Annotated in this window: 3 protein-coding genes; all 3 read left to right on the forward strand. The window is 33.7% G+C overall.

The window, feature by feature from the left end; genetic code table 11:
* Nucleotides 1-168: 168 nt before the first annotated feature.
* Nucleotides 169-2,760: a P-loop NTPase fold protein gene (locus Q0543_RS03515; protein WP_299249192.1), complete on the forward strand. Its 2,592-nt coding sequence runs from the start codon at nt 169-171 to the stop codon at nt 2,758-2,760.
* A 29-nt stretch (nt 2,761-2,789) separates the two neighbouring features.
* The gene (locus tag Q0543_RS03520; RefSeq protein ID WP_299249195.1) at nt 2,790-2,954 is read left to right on the forward strand and encodes a hypothetical protein; all 165 of its coding nucleotides are present in this window, start codon (nt 2,790-2,792) and stop codon (nt 2,952-2,954) included.
* Between the two features lie 253 nt (nt 2,955-3,207).
* Nucleotides 3,208-6,000, forward strand: a 2,793-nt coding sequence (locus Q0543_RS03525; protein ID WP_299249198.1) for a glycoside hydrolase family 11 protein, incomplete at its 3' end; no start/stop codon positions are given.

The following is a 6,000-nucleotide window of genomic DNA, read 5'->3' on the forward strand; positions in this document are numbered from 1 at the left end:
AGCCTTTTTTTTGTTCTTAATAGATATCCATTTTTAGTTTTTATATTTATAATGTGACACGCATGAATGATATTTAGGCTATCATTTCTTATCGGTGGAAAACTAGTTTAATAGTATGTAAGTCCACAATATATAAATAGGTTAATTTAGGTGAATATAAATGAAAAAATGAAAATAATTGAAAAAATTGCAGGTTGGCACAAAAAGTTTTTTTACGGAAAAGAAGCTAAAGTTTTTTTACTTTTTGTGAGTTTAATTTTATTTAAAAACCCTATAGAATCATTATTTAACCAATACTTAATTAGTCCATTTTTATCAGAGGTTGCTGAAAATCCTTATTCAGATTATTGCTTCATGGTTGTCGCTATTTTAATAATTGTTTATTTTATCCCTAAATTTTTTACACGTTATATTATTTCTAGTGATTTAATAATACTAGCGAATGTATATTTATTCAGTTATCTAATATTGTATAGATTGAATCCTGAATATGATTTCAAATGGGCGTATTTTGATTGGAAGTATCTGAATGGTATTGCATATGTGGATATATTCCTTTTGTATGTATTAGGGATTAATGTTCTTCTAATAAAAAGTATAGTTCAAAAAATAGTACCCAACTTTAATACAGAAAATAAAGCTCAATTACGTGATTTATTCAGCTTTGAAGAAGACAAGCCAATTAGCTCTTTTAAGGAAGATTTGCTATTTCGAAAAGAACTTGCTGAGGCTATTGCCTTTACAATAAAAGAAACCAATCCGTCAAAGTCTTCAGCATTCGGAGTTGTTGGTGAATGGGGGACAGGAAAGACTTCATTAATGAATTTGGTGAAGTTGTATTTAAACAAAAAGGAATTTGTAGTTATTGATTTTTCACCATGGATTAGTTTCTCTAAAAATGACATTATTCATGATTTTTTTAAATCAATATCTAATGAATTGGAAACATCTAGCTCTGAATTGCCAGACTTGTTGATGTCTTATGCGAAAGGGATTTCAGAAGATAAGAGTTTTGGAATTCTTTCATTTTTTACGAATTTATTTGAAAAGCCAGATTATAATTTACAAGCTAAAAAAATAGATTCTATTTTAAAGAAAATCAATAAGCGCATTGTTGTTTTTATTGATGATTTGGATCGAGTTGAATCTTCTGTAATTATTCATATAATTCAGCTAATAAGGAGCTCAGCTGACTTTAAAAATTTAATCTTTGTAGTTGGATATGATAAAGGATATATCACTAATGCTATTAAAAGTGTTAATGATTATAACTCGGAGCATTATCTTGAGAAAATATTTTTAAATGAATTTACATTGCCAACTATTGATGAAGAAACATTGAAACATTATATGACCCAATCTTTAAGGAATGCTTTTCCTGAAGATTTAGATTTAAGTGATGCATTTAATAAGAAAAACGGGTTTGGTCAAAAATATAACACCTTTAATAAAGATATTATAAAAACGATAAGGGATGCGAAAAGATTTGTTAATTTTTTTACTTCAAGCTATAGTAAATCAAGTATAAATGGAGAAGTTTTTGTAGAAGATTTTTTAAAAATTGAATTGCTTAGATATAAATATTACTTAGTATATCGTTTATTGGAAACTAAGTCTTCACAATTTTTTACTTCACCTAAACAAAAAGTAATTGGACATAATACTGAAGTTAGATATGTTTTAAATAAAGATGGAGAAGAATGTATTTTAGAGAATAAAATTAGGGAGAATGCTAATGAATTATTGATATCTCAAAATGATGTTGGAATTATTATGCAACTATTAAATTCCATATTTTATGAAAAGAAAGATTATTTTAATTTAATTTCAGATAGAAATCAACTTTCTATTATATATGCTAAAAACTTCAAAAAATATTTTTCAAGACGTATTTCCCAAGATGAATTATCGCATAAACAATTTGTTAAGTTTTATACTATGCCATTTGGTCAGCTACAACCTAAAGTAATTCAATGGTTAAATGAGGGCAAACAAACCTTAGTAATAGATAAATTTAATAAAATTGATTTGAAAGAAATTAAAGATATTGAATCATATGAAAAGCTCATTAAAATATATTTTGAATTAGGAAGGTATAAGGATCCTAATTCAAATAAGTTATTTCAATATCCCGACGTTGACGATTTGATATCTAGAATCCAATGGAATAAAGTGACTCAAGATATTTATAATGATAAAAAGGATGTATTTGCAGATTTTATAAGTGACCTTATCTCTAATGCTCCATATCCATATCAATTCGATTCTTCATTGTTAAGTAAAGTAAATGAATCATTTCATTATGATTTTATTTTATCTAAAAAAGAAGTAGAACAATTAAGATTGGTTTATTTAAGTGACTTTTGTAAACACACTCCTACTTTTTCTTCCGATGTTTGGAACCTTATGGATGATTGTGAAATAGTTACTTGGATACCTAATGGTGGTGGTTCAGTTACAAAAGAAACAAAAAAAATCCCGAAGGCATATGCAATTTTTTTAGAATACGGGAAGAAATATCCAAATGATTTCCTTTGTAAGATGGTTGATTATTCTCATGATAAAAAGGCATTCAGTTCAAGTGTTAAAGAATTATTTGGTTCTTTTATTACATTTAAAGAGTACTTATACACATTTACAGAAGAACAAATTCCTTATTTGTCGGATTTGAAAGGTCTGTATGATGAGTTTGAAAAAACAGATTTTAAAAATTATGTTGACTATGATTTTATATACCTGCCTAATAAAAGAAATGGATAGTAATAAGCTTCTTGTTCCTAACCGATTGAATGGGTGGGCCAGCAGTTACCCAAAATGGATTAGGTAGCACTTCTCAATCTACGGTTCGTGCAGTGATTGGTTCTTATGCCATGGTTAATTGGGTGGTAGAAAAAAATGGTAAACTAGATAAAGTAACTGATACATTTTTAATGAAGTATTGCCTGAATATGTAAGTGATTGTCCTGAACTTTCCACTAAGATTCGTAAAGAACAACTTACCTACGATGATCTTGAAAAAATAATTACTATGTACAATGCCTTTTTTAAACGGTAATTGTATGGTTTTTTTTGCTTTAAAATGTTTTCAATTGCCTTAAATTTTCATTGATTCATAATTTTTTCACCCAAATGTTTACTTTTTGTTGTTGAATAAGTAGTTGATATAGTGCTCAACTGTTTTATTCACTACACCAATTTATTTAACGCATGATACAAACGCTACTTTCTAGATATTCTATAAGCTTGCGCATGTTTATAGTCTTTTCTTTACTGTTGTTTATAGCTTCACAAGCATTTTCGCAGACCGTAACACAAAATACCCAATCTACCAATAACGGTTATTTTTATTCGTTTTGGAATGATGGACAAAGAGGGTCAGCGTCCATGACTTTAGGTGCTGACGGTAATTATAGTACAACTTGGTCCAATATTAACAACTTTACTGCTGGTAAGGGTTGGGCTGTAGGGAAACCAGATCGTGTTGTTTGTTATACAGGCTCATTCAATGGAGGAAGTAATGGTTTTTTAGCCTTGTATGGCTGGACTAAAAATGCCTTGATTGAATATTATGTATGTGAAAATCATGGTCAATGGACACCACCTGGTAACACAGGTGGCATCCAGCAAAAAGGAACATACACAAGTGACGGAGGTACATATACCATCTATGTTGCCCAACGTACAAATGCACCATCTATTGAAGGCAATAGTTCTACTTTTAAGCAATATTGGAGTGTTCGTACGCAGACAAGATCAAGTGGTACAATAACATTTGCCAATCACGTTGCTGCGTGGAAAGCTGCTGGAATGGTTATGGGAAGTACATGGGATTATCAAATCATGGAATCAGAAGGATATCAGAGTTCAGGTAGTTCAAATATCACGATAAGCGAATGCCCAACAAATTCATGTAAAACTGTTGCGCCAACGGTTCCTTCTGCAATTGTGAACTACGATTTAAATGCAACCGCAACACAATTGACCGCAACAGGTACTGCTTTAAAATGGTATATGGCAGAAACAGGAGGTACAGCATTATCAAATGCACCAACACCATCTACATCTACCGTATCAACTACCGTATATTATGTTGGACAAACATTAAACGGTTGTGAAGGACCTAGAGCTTCTGTTACTGTGAATGTAGTGAATAAATATAAAATTTTTAAGGTCGCAACACCTATAGTAATTGATGGTACGCCAGAATCACCTTGGAGTAATGCAAGTGTCTTACCAGCTGCTGCAACCAAGCTTATCGCTGGTGCAGTAAGCAATAGCGCAGATTTATCAGGCAATTTTAAAGCACTTTGGGACGATACCTATTTATATGTATTGGCAGATGTAACAGATGAAAAATTGATGAATGAAAGTACAAATGTTTATGACGACGACGCGGTAGAAGTATATGTTGATATAAATAACGATAAAGCAAGTACCTATGGTGCAAATGATGTACAATATTCTTTTGGCTGGAATGATGGAACTACAGTAGGTTCTTTGCCATCTGGCAGATCCGTTTCTGGTATTGCCTATTCTGCGGTAGCTCGTACAGGCGGATATATAGTTGAAGCACGTATTCCGTGGTCTACCTTACAGGGAAATCCTGTTATTGGACAATTGGTTGGTATGGATTTTATGATCAATGATGACGATGATGGAGGTACCCGTGATGGAAAACTATCTTGGAATGCAGGTGCAGATGATGCATGGGAAGATCCATCTTTATTTGGAACAGCAGTGTTACAAGGTTTATTGCCATGTACAACTCCGCCAACGCCAACAGTAACAGCATCGGTATCGTATTGTCAGAATGCTACAGCTACAGCTTTAACAGCAAGTGGTACAAGTTTATTATGGTATACCGCTTCTACAGGTGGAACAGGCTCTTCTACAGCACCCGTTCCAGCTACCAATGCTACTGGAACAAAGAATTATTTCGTATCACAGAATTCAAATGGTTGTGAAAGTAATCGTGCTCAAATTGCAGTAACGGTAAGTGCTGCTCCAGCTACACCAACAGTAACAGCAACGGTATCGTATTGTCAGAATGCTACAGCTACAGCTTTAACAGCAAGTGGTACAGGTTTATTATGGTATACCTCTTCTACAGGAGGAATAGGTTCTTCTACAGCACCCGTTCCCGCTACAAGTGCAACAGGTATAAAGAATTATTTTGTTTCTCAATCCACAACTGGTTGTGAAAGTAATCGTGCGCAAATTTCAGTAACGGTAACTGCTGCTCCATCTACACCAACAGTAACAGCAACAGTATCGTATTGTCAGAACGCTACACCTACAGCTTTAACAGCAAGTGGTACAGATTTATTATGGTATACAGCTTCTACAGGCGGAACAGGTTCATCTACAGCACCCGTTCCAGCTACAAGTGCAACGGGTACAAAGAATTATTTTGTTTCTCAATCCACAACTGGTTGTGAAAGTAATCGTGCACAAATTTCAGTAACGGTGAATGCTGCTCCAGCTATGCCAACAGTAACAGCATCGGTATCGTATTGTCAGAATGCTACAGCTACAGCTTTAACAGCAAGTGGTACAAGTTTATTATGGTATACCGCTTCTACAGGTGGAACAGGCTCTTCTACAGCACCCGTTCCAGCTACAAGTGCAATAGGTATAAAGAATTATTTTGTTTCTCAATCCACAACTGGTTGTGAAAGTAATCGTGCGCAAATTGCGGTAACGGTAAATGCTGCTCCAGCTACACCAACAGTAATAGCCACGGTATCGTATTGTCAGAATGCTACAGCTACAGCTTTAACAGCAAGTGGTACAGGTTTATTATGGTATACCGCTTCTACAGGTGGAACAGGTTCATCTACAGCTCCCGTTCCAACTACGAGTGCAACAGGTGCAACTAATTATTTTGTATCTCAATCCACAACTGGATGCGAAAGTAATCGTGCACAAATTGCTGTAACGGTAAGTGCTGCTCCAGCTACACCAACAGTAACAGCAGCGGTATCGTATTGTCAGAATGCT

Origin of the sequence: uncultured Cytophaga sp. (assembly GCF_937863595.1) — a bacterium.
In the GTDB taxonomy this organism is placed as follows: Bacteria; Bacteroidota; Bacteroidia; order Cytophagales; family Cytophagaceae; genus Cytophaga.

Coding starts and splice junctions, on each gene's coding strand:
- Q0543_RS03515 (WP_299249192.1), top strand. CDS start 169: ATGAAAATAATTGAAAAAATTGCAGGTTGGCACAAAAAGTTTTTTTAC.
- Q0543_RS03520 (WP_299249195.1), top strand. CDS start 2,790: ATGGGTGGGCCAGCAGTTACCCAAAATGGATTAGGTAGCACTTCTCAA.